18 protein-coding genes and 1 pseudogene are annotated in these 19,318 nt (G+C 63.7%); 12 read left to right on the forward strand and 7 right to left on the reverse strand.

The window, feature by feature from the left end:
* The first annotated feature begins 309 nt into the window (after positions 1-309).
* The 8 genes from xoxF5 to ABIB66_RS33405 all read left to right on the forward strand — a co-directional run bounded on the left by xoxF5 (position 310) and on the right by ABIB66_RS33405 (position 8,193).
* Positions 310-2,115 carry a lanthanide-dependent methanol dehydrogenase XoxF5 gene (gene xoxF5 / locus ABIB66_RS33370; RefSeq protein WP_275173221.1) on the forward strand — a complete coding sequence of 602 codons (1,806 nt, stop codon included), beginning with the start codon at positions 310-312 and terminating at the stop codon, positions 2,113-2,115.
* 109 nt (positions 2,116-2,224) lie between these two features.
* On the forward strand, positions 2,225-2,713 hold the full coding sequence (locus ABIB66_RS33375) for a c-type cytochrome, methanol metabolism-related (protein WP_354210642.1): 489 nt from the start codon (positions 2,225-2,227) through the stop codon (positions 2,711-2,713).
* Between the two features lie 60 nt (positions 2,714-2,773).
* Complete coding sequence (locus ABIB66_RS33380; RefSeq protein WP_027566533.1) at positions 2,774-3,883, forward strand: S-(hydroxymethyl)glutathione dehydrogenase/class III alcohol dehydrogenase; 1,110 nt, start codon at positions 2,774-2,776, stop codon at positions 3,881-3,883.
* A 34-nt stretch (positions 3,884-3,917) separates the two neighbouring features.
* Positions 3,918-4,481, forward strand: a complete 564-nt coding sequence (gene gfa / locus ABIB66_RS33385) for an S-(hydroxymethyl)glutathione synthase (RefSeq protein WP_354210599.1) — start codon at positions 3,918-3,920, stop codon at positions 4,479-4,481.
* Between the two features lie 384 nt (positions 4,482-4,865).
* Positions 4,866-5,075, forward strand: a complete 210-nt coding sequence (locus ABIB66_RS33390; RefSeq protein WP_354210598.1) for a hypothetical protein — start codon at positions 4,866-4,868, stop codon at positions 5,073-5,075.
* Positions 5,076-5,108: 33 nt separating this feature from the next.
* Positions 5,109-5,561, forward strand: a complete 453-nt coding sequence (locus tag ABIB66_RS33395; protein ID WP_007612984.1) for a (2Fe-2S)-binding protein — start codon at positions 5,109-5,111, stop codon at positions 5,559-5,561.
* A gap of 1 nt (position 5,562) precedes the next feature.
* The gene (locus ABIB66_RS33400) at positions 5,563-7,875 is read left to right on the forward strand and encodes a xanthine dehydrogenase family protein molybdopterin-binding subunit (protein WP_354257505.1); all 2,313 of its coding nucleotides are present in this window, start codon (positions 5,563-5,565) and stop codon (positions 7,873-7,875) included.
* Positions 7,876-7,932: 57 nt separating this feature from the next.
* Positions 7,933-8,193 (forward strand): hypothetical protein, encoded by a 261-nt coding sequence (locus tag ABIB66_RS33405; RefSeq protein ID WP_275173227.1) that lies wholly within the window; start codon positions 7,933-7,935, stop codon positions 8,191-8,193.
* A gap of 307 nt (positions 8,194-8,500) precedes the next feature.
* Here the strand turns inward: ABIB66_RS33405 and ABIB66_RS33410 are convergent, their stop codons facing one another.
* From ABIB66_RS33410 to ABIB66_RS33430, 5 genes are all read right to left on the reverse strand, one after another.
* On the reverse strand, positions 8,501-10,240 hold the full coding sequence (locus ABIB66_RS33410; RefSeq protein ID WP_354210596.1) for a methanol/ethanol family PQQ-dependent dehydrogenase: 1,740 nt from the start codon (positions 10,238-10,240) through the stop codon (positions 8,501-8,503).
* Positions 10,241-10,354: 114 nt separating this feature from the next.
* Positions 10,355-11,008, reverse strand: a complete 654-nt coding sequence (locus ABIB66_RS33415; protein ID WP_354210595.1) for a QcrA and Rieske domain-containing protein — start codon at positions 11,006-11,008, stop codon at positions 10,355-10,357.
* Positions 11,009-11,273: 265 nt separating this feature from the next.
* Entirely contained in the window at positions 11,274-11,738 is a 465-nt protein-coding gene (locus ABIB66_RS33420) for a group III truncated hemoglobin (protein WP_354257641.1), read from the reverse strand.
* Between the two features lie 137 nt (positions 11,739-11,875).
* Positions 11,876-12,727, reverse strand: a complete 852-nt coding sequence (locus ABIB66_RS33425) for a 3-hydroxybutyryl-CoA dehydrogenase (RefSeq protein WP_275173234.1) — start codon at positions 12,725-12,727, stop codon at positions 11,876-11,878.
* 242 nt (positions 12,728-12,969) lie between these two features.
* Positions 12,970-14,448 carry an FAD-binding oxidoreductase gene (locus ABIB66_RS33430; RefSeq protein ID WP_354065530.1) on the reverse strand — a complete coding sequence of 493 codons (1,479 nt, stop codon included), beginning with the start codon at positions 14,446-14,448 and terminating at the stop codon, positions 12,970-12,972.
* 223 nt (positions 14,449-14,671) lie between these two features.
* Between ABIB66_RS33430 and hisC the strand changes: the two are divergent.
* A pseudogene (gene hisC / locus ABIB66_RS33435) lies at positions 14,672-15,725 on the forward strand (histidinol-phosphate transaminase).
* Between the two features lie 222 nt (positions 15,726-15,947).
* On the forward strand, positions 15,948-16,646 hold the full coding sequence (locus ABIB66_RS33440; RefSeq protein ID WP_354210641.1) for an ABC transporter permease: 699 nt from the start codon (positions 15,948-15,950) through the stop codon (positions 16,644-16,646).
* On the opposite strand, the gene ABIB66_RS33445 is transcribed toward ABIB66_RS33440, so the two are convergent.
* Entirely contained in the window at positions 16,620-17,429 is an 810-nt protein-coding gene (locus ABIB66_RS33445) for an ABC transporter substrate-binding protein (RefSeq protein ID WP_275173240.1), read from the reverse strand. The genes ABIB66_RS33440 and ABIB66_RS33445 overlap by 27 nt on opposite strands.
* A gap of 172 nt (positions 17,430-17,601) precedes the next feature.
* Here ABIB66_RS33445 and ABIB66_RS33450 point away from each other — a divergent pair, with 172 nt between their 5' ends.
* Positions 17,602-17,892 carry a hypothetical protein gene (locus tag ABIB66_RS33450; RefSeq protein ID WP_354257508.1) on the forward strand — a complete coding sequence of 97 codons (291 nt, stop codon included), beginning with the start codon at positions 17,602-17,604 and terminating at the stop codon, positions 17,890-17,892.
* Positions 17,893-17,955: 63 nt separating this feature from the next.
* Here the strand turns inward: ABIB66_RS33450 and ABIB66_RS33455 are convergent, their stop codons facing one another.
* Positions 17,956-18,078 (reverse strand): hypothetical protein, encoded by a 123-nt coding sequence (locus ABIB66_RS33455; protein ID WP_354210591.1) that lies wholly within the window; start codon positions 18,076-18,078, stop codon positions 17,956-17,958.
* A 101-nt stretch (positions 18,079-18,179) separates the two neighbouring features.
* On the opposite strand from ABIB66_RS33455, the gene ABIB66_RS33460 reads away from it, so the two are divergent.
* Positions 18,180-19,280 carry a hypothetical protein gene (locus ABIB66_RS33460; RefSeq protein ID WP_354210590.1) on the forward strand — a complete coding sequence of 367 codons (1,101 nt, stop codon included), beginning with the start codon at positions 18,180-18,182 and terminating at the stop codon, positions 19,278-19,280.
* Positions 19,281-19,318: the final 38 nt, after the last annotated feature.

Here is a 19,318-nt window from a genome sequence, read left to right on the forward strand (position 1 = left end):
TCCCAAACCGCTGCGGAAGCCGCTGAATTCGCTACTGCAAAATCAAAATCTTCGCGGCCGTGCGCTGTCAAGCAAACCAGCTTCTCTCTTGGGCAAGTTTCCCGGTGGCGAAGTCGCTACGGATGCATCAGGAACAACAAAAACGGGCCGCTCCTGCACGTGGACCCGTAGCTCTCATCAGGAGGAGAAAGCACCACAGCATCGTTTCTGGTCCCAAACGTGACCGCCCTGCACGAGCAGACACCGGACGAGAAGCCCGGTGATTGAGCAATGCTTCGGAAAAATAAACGAGACAACGGAGGAATGACTATGCGCAAGGTACTACTGGCGACCTTTCTTGGGTCCGCGGCGGCTCTCGCCGTAGGCAGCGCGTCAGCCAATGACGAGCTGAACAAGATGGCGCAGAACCCGAAAGACTGGGTGATGCCGGCGGGCGACTATGCAAATACCCGCTATTCCAAGCTCAACCAGATCAATGCTCAAAACGTCGGCAAGCTCCAGGTCGCCTGGACCTTCTCGACCGGCGTGCTGCGCGGCCATGAAGGCGGCCCGCTGATCATCGGCAACATGATGTACGTCCACACGCCATTTCCGAACAAGGTCTACGCTATTGACCTTTCGAACGAGAACAAGATTGTCTGGAAGTACGAGCCGAAGCAGGATCCGAACGTCATCCCCGTGATGTGCTGCGACACGGTCAACCGCGGCGTATCTTACGGCGACGGCAAGATCTTCCTGCATCAGGCCGACACCACCCTGGTCGCGCTCGATGCCAAGACCGGTCAGGTTGCATGGACCGTCAAGAATGGCGATCCCGGCAAGGGCGAGACCGGCACCTCGGCGCCGCTCGTCGTCAAGGACAAGGTGCTGATCGGCATCTCCGGCGGCGAGTTCGGTGTTCAGGCCCATATGACCGCCTACGACATCAAGACCGGCAAGCTGGCTTGGCGCGGCTACTCTGAAGGGCCGGATGATCAGATCCTGGTCGACGCAGAGAAGACCACCGCACTCGGCAAGCCGGTCGGCAAGGACTCGAGCCTGAAGACCTGGCAAGGCGATCAGTGGAAGATCGGCGGCGGGGCCACCTGGGGCTGGATCTCCTACGACCCCGAGCTGAACCTCGTCTACTACGGATCGGGCAATCCCTCGACCTGGAATCCGAAGCAGCGTCCCGGCGACAACAAATGGTCGATGACGATCTGGGCTCGCAACCCCGACACCGGCCAGGCCAAGTGGGTTTATCAGATGACGCCCCACGACGAGTGGGACTATGACGGCGTCAACGAGATGATCCTCTCGGACCAGGCGATCAACGGCCAGCCGCGCAAGCTGCTGACGCACTTCGATCGTAACGGCCTCGGCTACACGCTCGATCGTGCCACCGGTGAACTCCTGGTCGCCGAAAAGTACGATCCGAAGGTGAACTGGACCTCCGGCGTCGACATGGACAAGAACTCGCCGACCTACGGCCGCCCGAAGGTGCTCGACGCAGCTTCGACCGACAAGGCGGGCGAGGACCACAACGTGAAGGGCATCTGCCCGGCCGCGCTCGGCACCAAGGACGAGCAGCCGGCAGCCTACTCGCCGGACACGCAGCTGTTCTACGTTCCGACCAACCACGTCTGCATGGACTACGAACCGTTCAAGGTGAGCTACACCGCGGGCCAGCCCTATGTGGGTGCGACGCTCTCGATGTATCCGCCGCAGGGTGAAACCCACATGGGTAACTTCATCGCCTGGGACGGCAAGACCGGCAAGATCGTCTGGTCGAACAAGGAGCAGTTCTCGGTCTGGTCGGGTGCGCTCGCAACCGCGGGCAACGTGGTGTTCTACGGAACGCTCGAAGGCTACCTGAAGGCAGTCGACGCCAAGACCGGCAAGGAGCTCTACAAGTTCAAGACTCCCTCCGGCATCATCGGCAACGTCACTACCTATGAGAACGGCGGCAAGCAGTATGTCGCAGTGCTCTCCGGCGTGGGCGGCTGGGCCGGCATCGGTCTGGCGGCAGGCCTGACCGATCCGACCGCCGGTCTCGGCGCAGTCGGTGGCTACGCGGCGCTCAGCAACTACACGGCACTCGGCGGTACGCTGACCGTGTTCTCGCTGCCCAACTAGACCTCTCAGCATCGCTCCGGCGCGTGGATCAACTCCACGCGCCGGCTCGTCTCACCGAATGCCTTCCGAGGAAAATCTCTTGCGTAAAATCTGCTCTGCCATTGCTGCGATGTTCTTGGTCGCGTCCGGGGGAATTGCCGTCGCGGACGGCTCAGGTGACCCGACTGCCGTCAAGCAGAACGAAACCGGCGAATGGTCCGACAAGGAAGGCAACCCAACCTACAAGGTCACTGACGGATCCGTCGACTGGTACACCTATTCCGGATACCGCCGCTATCACTCGGACTGCCATGTGTGTCACGGCCCGGATGGAATGGGCTCGACCTACGCCCCGGCGCTGAAGGATTCGCTGAAGACGATGAGCTATGCCGATTTTCTCGGCGTCGTCGCCTCCGGCCGCAAGAACATCTCGACTGCCGCAGACAACGTGATGCCGGCCTTCGGCGATAACCCGAACGTCGCCTGCTACATGGACGATCTCTACGTCTATCTGCGCGCCCGGTCCAACGAGGCCTGGGGCCGCACAAGACCCGGCAAGCACGAGGACAAGAACGACGCCTATACCAAGAACGAAGATTCGTGCATGGGCAAGAAGTGAACGTGCGGAGCCCGACCAGGACCTGGTTCTTGGCGCCCTGCTGGATTTGAGGAGTTTACGATGAAGACACGTGCCGCCGTCGCTTTCGAAGCCAAGAAGCCGCTCGAGATCGTCGAAGTCGATCTGGAAGGACCGAAGGTTGGCGAAGTCCTGGTCGAGATCAAGGCGACGGGCATCTGCCATACCGACGCCTACACGCTCGACGGCTTCGACAGCGAGGGAATCTTCCCGTCGATCCTGGGCCATGAGGGCGCGGGCATCATCCGCGAGATCGGTCCTGGCGTGACCTCGGTGAAGCCGGGCGACCATGTCATCCCGCTCTACACGCCGGAATGCCGGCAATGCAAAAGCTGCCTGAGCCAGAAGACCAATCTCTGCACCGCGATCCGCGCGACGCAAGGCAAGGGCGTGATGCCCGACGGCACCAGCCGCTTCTCCTACAAGGGCAAGCCGATCTACCACTACATGGGCTGCTCGACCTTTTCGAACTTCACTGTGCTGCCGGAGATCGCGGTCGCCAAGATCCGCGAGGACGCGCCGTTCGACAAGAGCTGCTACATCGGCTGCGGCGTCACCACTGGCGTCGGCGCCGTCGTCAACACCGCCAAGGTCGAGCCGGGCTCCAACGTGGTCGTGTTCGGCCTCGGCGGCATCGGCCTGAACGTGATTCAGGGCGCCAAGATGGCTGGCGCGGACAAGATCATCGGCGTCGACATCAACGATTCCAAGGAGGAATGGGGACGCCGGTTCGGCATGACCGATTTCGTCAATCCCAAGAAGATCACCGGCGACATCGTCCCGCATCTCGTGACCCTGACGGACGGAGGCGCCGACTACACCTTCGACTGCACCGGCAACACCACAGTGATGCGCCAGGCGCTCGAAGCCTGCCATCGCGGCTGGGGCACCTCGATCATCATCGGCGTTGCCGAATCCGGCAAGGAGATCGCTACCCGCCCGTTCCAGCTCGTCACCGGGCGAAACTGGCGCGGCACCGCCTTCGGCGGCGCGCGGGGCCGCACCGACGTGCCGAAGATTGTCGACTGGTACATGAACGGAAAGATCCAGATCGACCCGATGATTACCCACACGCTCAAGCTCGAAGACATCAACAAGGGCTTCGACCTGATGCATGAGGGCAAATCGATCCGTTCAGTCGTCGTGTTCTAGCTCGAAAAGCGTCACCCCCAAGGAGGATCGACCCATGACTGTTGCACTCCATCCCTCGATCGATAACGGCCTCAAACAGGGCAGCGGCAGCTTCGTCGGCGGCACGCTCGCCTGCAAATGCAGCGACCATCAGGTCAAGGTCGCCGTCAAGGGCGACGTCGCGCACAACCACGCCTGTGGCTGTACCAAGTGCTGGAAGCCGCAAGGCGCGAATTTCTCCGTCGTCGCTGTGGTACCGCGTCAGAACGTCACCGTGCTCGAGAACGGCGACAAGCTCCAGATCGTCGATCCATCGGCGGTGATCCAGCGCTACGCCTGCAAGGCCTGCGGCACGCACATGTACGGCCGCATCGAGAACAAGGGTCACCCGTTCTACGGCCTCGACTTCATCCACCCCGAACTGTTCCAGGAACAGGGTTCGCAGGCGCCGCAATTCGCCGCCTTCGTCTCGTCGGTGATCGAATCGGGCGTGAAGCCGGAGCAGATGGGCGGAATACGGGCTCGATTCAAGGAGCTTGGACTTGAGCCCTATGACTGCCTGTCGCCGGCGCTGATGGACGCGATCGCGACCCACGTGGCGAAGGCCAAAGCTGCCTGAGCAAGGCCCGCCTGACGTTTGCCGCGCCCCGCCCGCTCGCTGGTTCCACCACAGCCAGCGAGCGGACGGAGCCGGCCCCGGGACCATCGCGGCGATGCCGCCGCTTCTCGACTGTGCTTCTGTGAGGGCCGTCAGCTCCCTCAGTCCTGGTCTCTGAATGACTGCGCAGGGCCGCCGGCTTCCTGCTTGAAGTCCGCGGCGCCTGCGTTTCTCCCTCCCTCGACTGAGGCATCCTGCTTCGTCCGCACAGGTCTTCTGGCGGACGAAGCTTTTTTCATTGTGCCCGCATCGAGAGGCGCGCGGAGTGATGCGGCGCCCTGCTTTTGACAAACCTTCGTTGCAATCTTTTCCCATCGAGAACAGCTGACTCAAGAACACTTGGCTGTGAACGCCAGACTGAAGCGATCCCGCTACGATCGCGACGTGACGATGCCGCGCGAATTCAATAATCAAGAACACGACGGGAGGTATCGAACACATCCGGGCATGACATTGGCATTCCTGATTCCTGCCGGGATCTGCCCGCGCGGGATGACCGCCGGAATGCGACGCCGGGCAGCGGGCACTGCACCGACCGGCATCTGGAAAATCTGAAATCAGCAAGCTTATGAAGAGCGAGGGACGATCATGATCAAGGTGAAGATCAATGGCCAGGAACAGAGCTGGGACGGCGACCCGGATCTCCCGCTACTCTGGTTCCTGCGTGACGAGGCCGGGCTGACCGGCACCAAGTTCGGCTGTGGCCAGGCCCTGTGCGGCGCCTGCACCGTCATCGTCGACAAGGAAGCCGTGCGCGCCTGCATCACGTCGATCAACGACGTCGCCGGCCGCGAGGTCACGACGATCGAAGGACTGCATCCGAACGGCGATCACCCGGTGCAGAAGGCCTGGCGCCAGGTCAACGTTCCCCAATGCGGCTTCTGCCAGGCAGGCCAGATCATGCAGGCGGCTGCGCTGCTGATGGACAATCCAAAGCCGTCGCACGACCAGATCCGCGAAGCGATGTCCGGCAACATCTGCCGCTGCGGCTGCTACCAGCGCATCGAGAATGCGGTCCATCTCGCATCGACGGGAGTGTGACATGAATTTCATCGACAATCCGAAGAAGCTTCGTGGTTTCGAGAAGAACATCAAGGTCGAGAAGGTTTCGCGCCGCAGCATCCTGAAGGGGCTCGGCATCACCGGCGGCTTCGTGCTCGCGGCGCCCGTGATGTCGCGCCGGGCGTTCGCCTACGAGACCGGCGCCGGCAAGATGCCGCACGGCGTCGTGGTCGATCCGCGCGTGTTCGTCGCGGTCGCTCCCGATGGCACCGTCACCATCCTCGCCCACCGCGCCGAGATGGGCACGGGCGTGCGCACCAGCCTGCCGCTGATCGTGGCCGAGGAGATGGAAGCCGATTGGTCCAGGGTCAAGGTGGAACAGGCCCATGGCGACGAGGTCAAGTTCGGCAACCAGGACACCGACGGCTCGCGCAGCACGCGGCATTATTTGATGCCGATGCGCCAGATCGGTGCCTCCGCCCGCACCATGCTCGAGCAAGCCGCCGCGAAACGCTGGGGTGTGCCGGCCACCGAGGTCAAGGCCGTCAATCACGAAGTCGTCCACAGCGCGACGAGCCGCAAGCTCGGTTTCGGCGAACTCGCAGCGGACGCCGCCAAGGAATCGGTGCCGAGCATCGAAGGGCTCAAGCTGAAGGACCCCAAGGACTTCCGCTATCTCGGCAAGGGCCAGATCGGCATCGTCGATCTCCACGACATCACCACCGGCAAGGCGCGTTACGGTGCCGACGTGCGGCTGCCTGGCATGAAGTATGCTGTGATCGCGCGCCCGCCGGTAACAGGCGGCAAGCTGGTCAAGTTCGATCCGGACGCGGCGTTGAAGGTCCCCGGCGTCGAGAGGGTGATGCAGGTGCGCGGCTGGCCGTGGCCGTCGAAATTCCAACCGCTCGGCGGCGTTGCCGTGATCGCGCGCAACACCGGCGCGGCGATCAAGGGCCGCGACGCACTGAAGCTGACCTGGGACGACGGCGCCAACGGCAAATACGACTCCATCGCCTACCGCAAGGAGCTCGAGGAGGCCTCACGCAAGCCGGGCCTTGTTGTGCGCCAGGAAGGCGACGCCGAGGCTGCTCTGAAGGGCGCCGACAAGGTCGTCGTCGGCGAATATTATCTGCCGCATCTCGCCCATGTCAGCATGGAGCCGCCGGTGGCGGTCGCCGACGTCAAGGGTGACAAGGCGGAGATATGGGCGCCGGTGCAGAGCCCGGGCGGTACGCGCGAGGACGTCGCGAAGACGCTCGGCATTCCCGAGGGCAATGTCACCGTCAACGTCACGCTGCTCGGCGGCGGCTTCGGCCGCAAGTCGAAATGCGACTTTGCGCTGGAGGCCGCGCTGCTGTCGAAGGAGCTCGGCGTACCTGTCAAGGTGCAGTGGACGCGCGAGGACGACGTCCGCCACGATTTCCTGCACACGGTCTCCGTGGAACGGATCGAGGCGGGGCTCGACAAGAGTGGCAAGGTGATCGCCTGGCGCCACCGCAGCGTCGCCCCGACCATCGCTTCGACGTTCGCCGCGGGTGCCAAGAACGAGGCCCCCTTCGAACTCGGCATGGGCTTGGTCGACATGCCGTTCGAGATCGCCAACATCTCCTGCGAGAACCCGGAGGCCGCGGCGTTCACCCGCATCGGCTGGTTCCGCTCGGTCTCGAACATCCCGCGCGCCTTCGCGGTGCAGTCGATGGTGGGCGAGATCGCCCATGCGACCGGCCGCGACCAGAAGGAGACGCTGCTCGCGCTGATCGGCAGCCCGCGCATCGTCAAGCCTGCTGTGAAGGACATGTGGAACTACGGCGAGCCCTTGGACAGCTATCCGATCGACACCGCGCGCCTGCGCAAGGTGGTCGAGCTGGTCGCCGAGAAGGGCGAATGGGGCCGTCAGGTGCCGAAGGGCCATGGCCTCGGCATCGCCGTGCACCGCAGCTTCGTCAGCTATATCGCGACCATCGTCGAGGTGGCCGTCGACGACAAGGGCAAGCTGACGGTGCCGCGGGTGGACACCGCCATCGACTGCGGCACTTATGTCAACCCCGAGCGCATCGCCTCGCAAATCGAGGGTGCTGCAATCATGGGCCTGAGCCTCGCCAAATACGGCGAGATCACCTTCAAGGACGGCAAGGTGCAGCAGAAGAACTTCGACGACTTCCAGGTCCTCAGGATGGACGAATCTCCTGTGGTAACCAACGTCTACATCGTGCCGCCCGGACCCGACACGCCGCCGAGCGGCGTGGGCGAGCCCGGTGTCCCGCCATTCGCGCCGGCGCTGATGAACGCCATCTTCGCCGCGACCGGAAAACGCATCCGCAGCCTGCCGCTTGGCAAGCAATTGGAAGCATAAAGGCGGGAACACAAGGCGGCCTCGCGCCGTTTGCATCGATCTGACAGGAGCAGATCGATGACCAACATCTCAAGGGCGCTCGCAGTCTCGTTGCTGTCGGGCGCCTTTCTTTTGACGGCCACTGGCGCATACGCCCAGAGCAACACCACGCCGCCGACCACGGCGACGCGCCCCAGCACGCCGGACCAGAACTCCCTGCCCAACGCCAATGCCCCGCCCCCTTCGACCACCCAGACCACCGGGCAGCACAACCCCGATCCCAAGGTTCGTGAGATGAACCAGAAGGAAAAGGACAAGGTCGAGCGCGAGGGGAAATAGCGATCTGCGCATCGGCGTTTTGACGCCGTGATTATCGGCTCTACTTCTTCGCCGAAGCGCATCGATGTGCCCTCTCCCCTTGCGGGAGAGGGCAGCGACGCCGGTTGCCACGATCGTGCTTGGGTGAGGGGTATGCCTGCGCGAGTCTCGCACATTGCGATGCGCGGATAGAACCCCTCATCCGGCGCTTCGCGCCACCTTCTCCCACAAGGGGAGAAGGGAAGACGCCGACGCAAAATGCGGCGGACGTTGCCGTCCGCCGCATTTGCCCCCTGACACTCCGCTTCTTTCGATCCGCCAGCGGAGCCTACTTCTTCAGCGCGAACACCCAGATCACGCCGCCCTGCGGCACGTTAGCTTCGATCCCGATATTGTTGGTCACGAGTGCATCCTGGATGCGCTGCGCATCCACGCCCCATCCCGATTGAATCGCGATGTATTGCGTACCGTCGATCTCATAGGACACCGGCATACCCATGATGCCGGAGTTGGTCTTCTGCTCCCACAGCAGCTCGCCACTCTTGGCGTTGAAGGCGCGGAAGTTGCGGTCGTTGGTGCCGCCCACAAAGACGAGATCGCCCGCGGTCGCCGTCACTGAGCCGAACAGCTGCGACTTGGGGAAGTTGTGTTGCCACATCTTCTTGCCCGTGACGGGATCCCAGGCCTGGAGCTCGCCGAAATGATCGGCACCCGGCTTCGTCTTCAGGCCTATGTCCTCCGGCTTGGTCCCGAGCCAGAGCTCGCCGGGCTTGAGCGGAACCTTCTCGCCGGTGAACCCGCCGCAGAAATTCTCGTTGGCGGGCACGTAGACGAGGCCGGTCTTCTGGCTGTAGGCCGCCGACGGCCAATCCTTGCCGCCCCACAGCGACGGACAGAATTCCACGCGCTTGCCGACCATCGGCTTGTGCGCGGGATCGACGATCGGCCTGCCACTCTCGGCGTCGATGCCCTTCCAGACGTCGGTGGAGACGAACGACCAGCCGGCAACGTAGTTGATCTTGGTCGGCGTGCGCTCGAGTATCCAGAAGATCGCATCGCGTCCCGGATGGACCAGGCTCTTGATGTTGCGACCGTCGCGTTGCAGGTCGATCAACATCGGCGCTTCGACCTCGTCCCAGTCCCAGGAATCGTTCTGGTGATACTGGTGATAGGTCTTGATCTTGCCGGTGTTCGGATCGAGCGCGAGCACCGAGGAGGTATAGAGATTATCGCCGGGATGCATCTCGCCGGGCCACGGCGCTGCGTTGCCGACCCCCCAATAAATCGTCTTGGTCTCCTTGTCGTAATTGCCGGTCATCCAGGCCGAGCCGCCGCCGTTCTTCCAGTCGTCGCCCTGCCAGGTATCGTGGCCGGGCTCGCCTTCGCCCGGAATGGTATAGGTCCGCCACAGCTCCTTGCCGTCCTTGGCATCATAGGCGGCGACATAGCCGCGCACGCCGAACTCGCCGCCGGAGCCGCCAACGATGACCTTGCCGTCGATGATCAGCGGCATCAGGGTCATGTACTGGCCCTTCTTGTAGTCCTGCACCTTGGTGTCCCACACCACCTTGCCGGTCTTGGCGTCGAGCGCGACGACATGGTCGTCGGTGGTGGCGAGATAGAGCTTGTCCTCCCACAGGCCGACGCCGCGGCTGGTCGGATGCAACTGGAACAGATCGTCGGGGAGCTGCCGCTTGTAGCGCCAATATTCGTCGCCGGTCTTGGCGTTCAGCGCGATCACCTGCCCCATCGGGGTCGCAACGAACATCACGCCGTTGTTGACGATCGGCGGCGCCTCGTGGCCCTCGACGACGCCGGTGGCGAAGGTCCAGACCGGCGTCAGGTTCTTCACGTTGGAGGCGTTGATCTGGTCGAGCGGGCTGTAGCCCTGCCCGTCATAGGTCCGCCGGTAAAGCATCCAGTTGGCGGGCTCCGGATTTTCCAATCGCTGCGCGGTGACCGGAGAATAATTCTCGATCGGGCCTGATACGGCGGCGGTCGAGGCAAGAGTCGAGGCAAGACACGTGAAGGCGACGAAGCCGGACAGTAACCACTGCTTCCTGGTCATGGCGTTCCCCTTTTTCATCCGTTTGAATTCTTGTTTGAATTCTTGTCGTTCGTCCCGTCGTCCGCCCATCGGCGGATGCGGTCTCTCGTGACGCGGGCACAACCCGCACGCCCATCATCCCGGCTGCGCGCCACCTACCTTTCCGATGAAGTTTCCGGCGACGCTGAGCGAGCCGTCAGCCAGCGTCAGCGGCAGCGCAGCGAGCCGTCGCGGCGCCGGCCCGAATACGACCTGCGCGCCCGCGCGAGGATCGTATTCGGAGTTGTGGCACATGCATTTGAGCACTTCCTTGTCGCCGACATCGCTCTTCACCCAGGCCGTGACCGGACAGCCGGCATGCGAGCAGATTGCCGAATAGGCGATGATGCCGTCGACCGCGCGCGCTTTCGTCTGCTCGTCGAGCTCGGCGGGGTCGAGGCGGATGATCAGGATCTCGTTGAGGCGCGAGGCGCTGCGCACGACCGATGTCTTCGGATCTTTCGGCCAGGCATGCACCGGCGGTCCGCCCGCCGGCAGATCGGCCGCGGTGACGGGCTTTCCTTCCTGATCGCCTTCGGAGAATACGAGCAGATCGCCTTTCTGAGGCCGCTCGTCGGAGCCGGGCGCATCCTCGCCCGCGTGGACCTGCGTGGAACAGGCGAGGCACGCCGTGGTGGCCAGCGCACTCATCAGGAGCGTCCGCCGAGTTTGCTCCCTGCAAGCGTCAGCTTCGGATTCCGCAGTATTGTCGGAGGGTGAAGAGGATGTGTTGAACGATGCACGCGACATGTTGCAAGCAGGCGCTGGAACTCTGCCAAAAAAAAGGCAGAGATTTTTTCCCGCAGTGCATCAATACAGCTTTGCTCGCACTGATTGAACGCGAACACGCGCATTTGCGCGCATATTTTGAATTGCAACGTCACGCTGCGCGACCGGCATGATGATTTTGCAGATCAGGTCAATGCTGCCGGTATTGGTGCAATGCGCCGACGCTCGGCGCGATCGTAGCGAGATCAGTGCGGCTTGCGCATTTCTCAGGTAGGCATTCTATATTCTAGGAGCGGAGCACGTGGCGCGGCGAAGCGATGCGACCGGCCAAGGTCGCCGACGCCATCTCGAAGCTGTCGGCGATGCGGCGCGCCCTGTCGATGAACAGAGCGGCAGCCTGCGGCGGGCAGACCTCGCGCGCGGTCTGTTCGAACAGATCGAGCCAGCGGTCGAAATGATCCCCGACGAGGCTCAGTGGCACATGCGCCCGCATCGGCGAGCCATGATAGCGGCCGCTCATCAGCACGACCGACGACCAGAAATCCCGGAGCTTGGCCAGATGCTCGTCCCAATTCTGCACGACCGCGAACACCGGCCCCAACAGCTCATCCTCGCGCACGCGTCCGTAGAAGCGGGCGACGAGTTCCCCGATCATCTCTTCGGTGATCCCCGTGCGCTCGATTGCATCCTGGGTCAGCAAATTCCGCCGCGCGGTCGCAGCCTCGCGCTCGGCCTTCAGTCGATCCGAAATGTCCCTTGTTATCCGTTCCGTTGTTCCCGCAGGCCGCCCGTTCGACATTGTCGGGCCGATTGCGCGCGGCGTCTTTGTCGCAGCGCAAATCGCGCGGTCTGGCGGCGAGCACTCAAGGCCCGCCGCCCGCGCCATTGTCAGGCGCTGTAGGTGTAAAAGCCCTGCCCCGTCTTGCGGCCGAGATGGCCGGCGTCGACCATTTCCCTGAGCAAGGGGGCTGGACGGTATTTGGGGTCGTTGAAGCCTTTGTAAAAGACCTCCATCACCGACAACATGGTGTCGAGCCCGACGAGATCGGCGAGCGCCAGCGGCCCGATCGGATGGTTGCAGCCGAGCTTCATGCCGGCATCGATCTCTTCCGCCGTCGCAATCCCTTCCTGAAGCGCGAAGATCGCCTCGTTGATCATCGGGCACAGGATGCGGTTGACGGCGAAGCCGGGGCTGTTCTTGGCCGTGATCGCCACCTTGCCGACGCGCTTGGCGAAATCGAGCGACTTGGCGTGGGTGTCGTCGGAGGTCTGCAGGCCGCGGATCAGCTCCAGCAGCGCCATCACCGGAACCGGATTGAAGAAGTGCATGCCGATGAAGCGGTCGGGGCGGTCGGTCGCCGCGGCGAGCTTCGTGATCGAGATCGACGAGGTGTTCGTGGCGAGCAGCGTGCGCGGCGACAGCGTCGCACAGAGATCCTTCAGGATCTTGACCTTGAGTTCCTCGTTCTCGGTCGCGGCCTCGATGACGAGGTCACAGTCGACGAGCTTGGCGCGGTCGGTGGTGCCGGTGATGCGCTTGAGCGTGGCGTCGCGATCGCCCGCCGACATCTTCTCCTTTTTGACCAGACGCTCGAGGCTGCCGCCGACCGTCGAAATCCCGCGGTTCACCGCCGCATCGGAAATATCGACCATCACGACCGAAAGCCCGGCCGCGGCACAAATCTGCGCGATGCCGTTGCCCATTGTCCCTGCCCCGATGATGCCAACGGTTTGGATCATTGCCTCAAATCCTTCATCCTTGCGGGACGTGCCATACCGGCCCCGTCCCATTGTTCCTGGATCAGGGTCTAGCACCGCCCCCGGCCGGGTGCGACCCGATCCTGTCCTTCCTTAAAGCATCCAAGGCGGGAATAAAGCCGCCTTCCGGTCGCGAAACGGCATGATTTCGCGCCCCGGCCCGTTTGGCCCGGCCTATCTGCGGCATCCCTTGCCCCGGGAGCCGGGCTCGCGGCGGTAACGGCTTAACCGAGACGAAGCACCTTGCCCGGATTCATGATGTTCTTGGGATCGAGCGCCCGCTTGATCGTGCGCATGATGTCGAGCTCGGTCCGGGAGCGATAGTGCTGGAGCTCGTCGAGCTTCTCGATGCCGATGCCATGTTCCGCCGAGATCGAGCCGCCCATCGAGGTGATGAGGTCGTTGACGGCCCGTGTGATCGCCGCGGAATACTGGGAGAGCGTATCGCGGTCCATGCCCTTCGGGCCCATGAAGGAGAAGTGTACGTTGCCGTCTCCGATGTGGCCGAGCGGATAGGGGCGGATCGCGGGCAAGATTGCGAGCACGGCCTCGAGACCGCTGTCGATAAACTCGGGAATCCTGGAGACCGCGACCGACACGTCGTAGCTCAAGCCCGGACCTTCGGTGCGCGATGCCTCGGCGACAGCCTCGCGAATCCGCCACATGTTGCGCGACTGCGCTTCGGTTTGCGCGATCACCGCATCCAGCACCCGGCCCGCCTCGAGTTGGTCGGCCAGGAACTGCTCCATCCTGTCCGACATGCCTGTGCCGCCGTCCTGCCGTGGCCTGGCCGACGACCATTCGAGAAGGAGATACCATTCGGTCTGAGCCTTGAGAGGATCCTGGGTGCCGGGAATGTGGCGCAGCACCATGTCGGTGCACGCACGGCTGATGAGCTCACAGGAGCCGACATTGTCATCGGAAGCGGCATGCGCCTCCGACAGCAGGTCGATGGCTGCCTTGGGATCGCGAATCGCAAGCCATGCCGTGCACACGTCTTTCGGCGCCGGCCAGAGTTTCAGCACCGCCTTGGTGATGATGCCGAGCGTCCCTTCGGCCCCCATGAACAGATGCTTGAGGTCATAGCCGGTGTTGTCCTTCTTGAGTGCGCGCAGGCCGTCCCAGATATCGCCGTTAGACAGCACGACTTCGACACCCAACACCAGATTTCGCGCATTGCCATAACGCAGCACCTGCACGCCGCCGGCATTGGTGGACAGATTGCCTCCGATCATGCACGAGCCCTGAGCACCCAGGCTGAGCGGAAAGAGGCGATCGTGGCGCGCAGCTGTGTCCTGAAGCGTCTCGAGAATGCAGCCTGCCTCCACGGTCATGGCATAGCCGACGGGATCGACATTCAGCACCTGGTTCATGCGACCGAGCGACAGCACGATGCCGCGGTGCATGGGCCACGGCGTGGCACCGCCCATCAGGCCGGTGTTGCCACCTTGCGGAACGATGGCAATGCCGTTGTCGTAGCAGAGCTTGGCGACAGCGGAGACTTCCGCGGTGCTGGCCGGACGCACGACCGCCGCGGCCTGCCCCGCCAGTTCGCCGCGCCAGTCGGTCACGAAGGGCTGTTTGTCTTGCTCATCCAGGATCAGGCCTTTGTCGCCGACGATGGTCCGCAAGCGGTCGAGAACGGCTGACGTCACGGGCGCGGTCGGAATCGAAGGAGCGGTGGGAAGGGCTGCACCCGGCATGTGTTCCTCTCTTTTCGGCCGTTCAGCGCCTTGGGGCGCGCCAGCCTTCGTTCTTGTTTTCATTCTGGGCGGTGGTGCGACGACCCTAGCATAGGGGTCGCGCTTGCGGGAACGTCTCCGGCAGTAAGCCTCGTGCGGATTTGCCCGGAATGCTGAACGCAGGTGCACTTCCGCCGAGCTCCCGCATACCCTACTGTGCCCGATGAAATTCGGATTGGAGATCATGAGCCGTTTCTGGAGTCCGGTCGTCCACACGCTTTCGCCCTACGTTCCCCGGGGAGCAGCCGAAGCAGGACGGCAGCGTCAAGCTCAATACCAATGACAACCCCCACCCGCCCTCGCCGCGCGTGCTGGCGGCGATCGCATCGGCCGCGGAGCGGCTGCGCCTTTATCCCGATCCGCGCGCAACGCGCCTGCGCGAGGCGATCGCGGCCCATTGCGATGTGGCGCCGGAGCAAGTGTTCGTCGGCAACGGCTCCGACGAGGTTCTGGCCCACACCTTCCAGGCTCTTCTGAAGCACGACATGCCGCTTCTATTCCCCGACGTCACCTACAGCTTCTACCCCGTCTATTGCGGCCTCTATGGCATAGCGCATGACGAGGTACCGCTCGATCGTGCGATGAGGATCGATATCTCCAACTACAGGAGGCCATCGAGCGCCATCCTCCTCTGCAATCCGAACGCGCCTACCGGCATCGCCCTTCAGCGCGACGCAATCGCATCACTGCTGGCCGAACAGCCGGGCAGGCTGGTGGTGGTGGACGAGGCCTATGTCGATTTCGGCGCCGAGAGCGCCGTGCCACTGGTTGCACGGCACGACAATCTACTGGTCATCCAGACCTTCTCGAAGTCGCGCTCGCTCGCTGGCCTCCGGGTCGGTTTTGCCATCGGCCAACGACCGCTGATCGAAGCGCTGGAACGGGTGAAGGACAGCTTCAACTCCTATCCCGTCGATTGCCTCGCGATCGCCGGCGGCGTCGCCGCGATCGAGGACGACGGCTGGTTCAAAGACACCCGTGCCCGTATCATCGCAAGCCGCGAAACCTTGGCCCGCGACCTCAGACAACTCGGCTTCGAGGTGTTGCCGTCGCTCGCCAACTTCGTCTTCGCGCGCCATCGAAGCCGGAGCGGAGCAGATCTCGCGGCGGCGCTTCGCCAGCGCGGCGTTCTGGTGCGGCATTTCGGAAAGCCGCGCATCGAGGACTTCCTGCGCATCACGGTCGGAACGGAGGCCGAGTGTGCCCGGCTTGTTGAAGTGCTGCGCGGCTTGATCTGAGCCCTGAGGGTCCCGGCATCGGCCAGCGTCAAACGATGGGGCCGAACGCCACCTCGTGCCATGCCGCGCGAGGCTTTGATTTCCGGTCAAATTCGGGTTACCAAACCGCTCCGCCGCCGACTTGCACGACGATGTCCTCGGGGAAATGTACGTGAAACACCTCCGCAGTCCCGGAATCGACGCACCCGAGACATCGTGGCGGGCGCCGAAGCTCAGGCACGGATGAACGACTTCGCGCGATCCGTCGGCGCCGCATTTACGCTGATCGGCGAGGCCGACGCAGAGCTTCTGGGCATCGTCGGACTGTCGGTGCGCGTCAGCCTGACGGCCAGCATCGTCGCGCTTCTGATCGGGGCGCCGTTCGGGGCCCTGCTTGCGATCACCCGGTTCCGCGGGCGGCAGGTCATCATCGTCCTGACCAATGCCTTGCTCGGCCTTCCGCCGGTCGTGGTCGGGCTCGCGCTTTATCTTCTGCTGTCGCGCTCCGGCCCGTTGGGGCCCGCCGGCCTGTTGTTCACGCCGACGGCCATGGTGATTGCGCAGTCGCTACTCGCAACACCGATCGTGGTGGCACTGGTGCACCGGCCGGCGAGCCTGCTGTGGGCGGAGTATGGCGACCTGGCACGGATCGACGGGCTGTCAACGCTGCGCAGCATCGGCTTGCTGTTCGCACTGGGCCGGACCTCGCTGCTGACGGCCTTTCTCGCAGCCTTCGGGCGCGCGATTGCCGAGGTTGGCGCCATCCTCATCGTCGGTGGCAACATCCGCGGTTTCACGCGCACGATGACGACGGCGATCGCGCTGGAGACGAGCAAGGGCGACCTGCCGCTGGCGCTCGGGCTCGGGCTGATCCTGCTCGCACTCAGCGTCGCAGTGTCGACCGTTGCCTTCCTGCTAGTGGGACGCGTTGGGGAAAAATAGCTGCTCGCCGCCGACCTTGTAGCCGGCGATGGCCTCCTGCCCCCCAGAAGAGATCAGCCAGTCGATGAAGGCCTGCCCGTCCCGCGCCTTCACGTTCGAATGCTTGGCTGGATTCACCAGCATGACCCCGTACTGGTTGAACAGCCGTTTGTCGCCTTCGGTCAGGACGGCGAGCTCGCCGCGGTTCTTGAATGACAACCAGGTGCCGCGGTCCGACAGCAGATAGGCATTCGACGACGACGCCATGTTCAGCGCCGGGCCCATGCCCTGGCCGATCTCGCGATACCAGCCGTCCTTGGCGGCACCGAGGTCGATGCCGGCCTCCTTCCACAGCCGCAGCTCGGCCGCGTGCGTGCCGGACTTGTCGCCGCGCGAGATGAACGGCGCCTTCGCGGACGCTATCTTGCGCAGCGCCTCGGCCACGTCCTTGCCGCCGGCGATCTTCGCGGGATCGCTCTTCGGCCCGACAATGACGAAGTCGTTGTACATGACGTCGAAGCGCTTCACGCCCTCTCCTTCGGACATGAACTTGTCTTCGGCAGGTCTGTCATGGACGAACACGACGTCTGCATCGCCGCGCCGTCCGATGTCGAGCGCCTGGCCCGTGCCGACGGCCACGACCTTCACGTCGATGCCCGCGGCCTTCGAGAACAGCGGCAGCAAGTAACCGAACAGCCCCGACTGTTCCGTTGACGTCGTCGAGGCCACGGTGATGGCGCGCTCCTGCGCGAATGCGATCGTGGACCAGAGCAGAACCGCTCCGAGAGTCAGTAGCCTTTTCATGCCTCGTCCTTACACCAGATGCCGGATGTTCCAAACTCTACCGTCGATAGAGCCGTACAGGGAACCCGACCAGCGCCGCAGCGCGCCTGGTCAAGATCCTCGCGGCACTGCCCGGTGAGGAACGTCCGCTCCGCGCGTAAGTTGTCGTCAGATCAACCCAGGAGGAAACCAGATGAAGAAGCTCATTTTGGCATCCGCGTGCATCATGGCGCTGGCGACCGGCGGCGCCGTCGCGCAGACACAACCCGCCCCCGGCGCATCCGGCCAGGGCGACGTTGGCCCCTCGTCGCGGGGCCCCGCGACCAAGGGCATGACGACCGGCACGTCGTCGAACATGCAGAACGAGGCCGCCGACAGCAAGGGCAAGCAGACTCCCGCGGCCGGTGGCAGCAACACGAACAACATGGGTAGCCAGGCCGGCGGCGGCGCAGGCTCCGGCTCCGGCTCCGGCTCCGGAAAGTAGGCCGGTATCGATCGAAAATCCTGGAGAGGGGCGATCGTCTCCTCTCCAGAAGTCTTCGTGCCGTCAAAGCTTGTCGATGTCATGTGCGAAGGTGTCGGTGTCGAACGAATCGTATTGCTGCACCTTGGTTACAGTCACGCCGGCCAAATCGCAGCCGCGCGCTCTGAAGGCATGGATGTTCTGCAATTGGTCCCACCTACATTGACATCAGTGTGACAGCCGGGGATTTTTACATTGCTGGCGAATCAGCGATGGCCTCAAGCCGAGTACCTGTTGGACAACTCCCTGTGCTTTCGAGACTGATATCGTTGCTGCGCCGCATCCCCGCGGTGAAATGGGCGTTCACCCGGCTTCGGCCCGCGCCGCACGGCGGCAGCATCGACGTCGCGCCTGATGCCGCAGACGCCTCACCCGCCATTGTTGCCGAAATTGCACAAGCCGCCCCGGCTCTCGACACTACCATTGGCGCGGATACCTTGAACTCCGACGCGGCGGTGGCGGCTTCAGCCGCCGAAGACGACAGCGCCAGCCCTGTCATCGCGGAGAGCCCGTCGGAAGCGCCAGCCGATATCAGCGGCAGCGACGAACCATCCCGAGAGACGGGGGCGGACGTCGAGCTCGTTGTCGAGGAGGAAGCGTCGGTCGCGACCATCGACGTCGAGCGCGAGCCGGTCGACGTCCCCGTACTTATCATCAACAGCGATCCATCTCCCGAACTCGCGGCCGACCTTGAGCCCGTTGTCGCGGAGAAGGCCTCGTCTGCCGAGGTCGAGTTGGAGGTCGTCCCCGTCGATGCCCCCGCTCTCGCTGTCAACGAGGAGCATTCCTCTGCCGTCGACATGGACCCGTGCTCAACTCTCGACGACACGTATGTCGCGTTCGCCGATCGCGGCATCTCGCCGGAGCATGTCCCTGAAGACAGCATCGCCAGCGATCCGTCCCCCAGCGGCGCGGACGTCCTCGCCGACACGCCCAGCGTCGTCACGGATGTTGCGCCGGAGCTGGCCCTCGAGGCTCCCACTCTGGAGATCGCCAGCGCGCCGAAGGTTCGTGCAAAGATCGCAGAACCCGCCGACCGCGCCGCGCTGATCCGGCAGCGCTGGGCGGAGACCGGGATCAGGATGTGGAATCCCCGCCTCCACGGCGCCGGTGATGCCACGCTGAACATCCAGGGAAGCGTCGGGCTGTTGCCGCCCGGGCTCGGCGAGACGATGCCGCGCTACGACAAGCTGGAATTCCGGATGCTCGGCGGACAGATCGTCTGCGAGGGCGTGATTGTCGAAGCACCCGCGCATGCAAGCCAGCGTAGTTTTGCGCGGCTGGCCGAGCCCGGGAAACCCGATCGGGTCCGCGAACCAATGCGGGAACGCCAGGCCGCTCTCGCCTGACCCTTTATTCCCTGCGACGACCAGCCCATATGCTAGGC

This window comes from Bradyrhizobium sp. F1.13.3, assembly GCF_040548265.1.
In the GTDB taxonomy this organism is placed as follows: domain Bacteria; phylum Pseudomonadota; class Alphaproteobacteria; order Rhizobiales; family Xanthobacteraceae; genus Bradyrhizobium.